1 protein-coding gene is annotated in these 634 nt (G+C 76.5%); it reads left to right on the forward strand.

The window, feature by feature from the left end:
- A partial coding sequence (locus ABD879_RS32760) for an AMP-binding enzyme (RefSeq protein WP_345025680.1) occupies nt 1–634 on the forward strand: 634 nt, incomplete at both ends.

Raw genomic sequence — 634 nt, forward strand, 5'->3', positions numbered from 1 at the left:
GGCGACGGCCTGGCCCGCGGCTACCTGGGCCGCCCGGCGCTGACCGCCGAGCGGTTCGTCGCCTGCCCGTTCGGCCCGCCGGGCGAGCGCATGTACCGCACCGGCGACCTGGTGCGCTGGGCCCGCACGGGCGACATCGAATACCTCGGCCGGGCCGACCACCAGGTGAAGGTGCGCGGGTTCCGCATCGAACCCGGAGAGGTCGAGGCCGTCCTCACCGGCCACCCGGACGTGGCGCAGAGCGTGGTCGTCGCCCGCACCGACGCCGCCGGGGACACGACCCTGGTCGCCTACGTCGTCCCCGCCCCGGGACGGACCGCCGAGCCCGCGGCGCTGCGGGCGTTCGCCGGTGAGACGCTGCCCGACTACATGGTCCCCTCGGCCGTGGTCGTGCTGGATGAGCTGCCGCTGACCCCGAACGGCAAGCTGGACCGGGCCGCGCTGCCCGCCCCCGACCTCGCCGCGTCCCCCGAAAGCCGCGCCCCGCGCGACGCCCGCGAGGAGATCCTGTGCGGCATCGTCGCCGACGTGCTCGGCGTGGAACGGGTCGGCATCGACGACGACTTCTTCGACCTGGGCGGCGACTCCCTCAAGGCCACCCGCGTCGCCGCACGCGCCCGCGCCGCCCTCGGCG

It is taken from the genome of Actinomadura keratinilytica (genome assembly GCF_039539665.1).
GTDB lineage: Bacteria > Actinomycetota > Actinomycetes > Streptosporangiales > Streptosporangiaceae > Spirillospora > Spirillospora keratinilytica.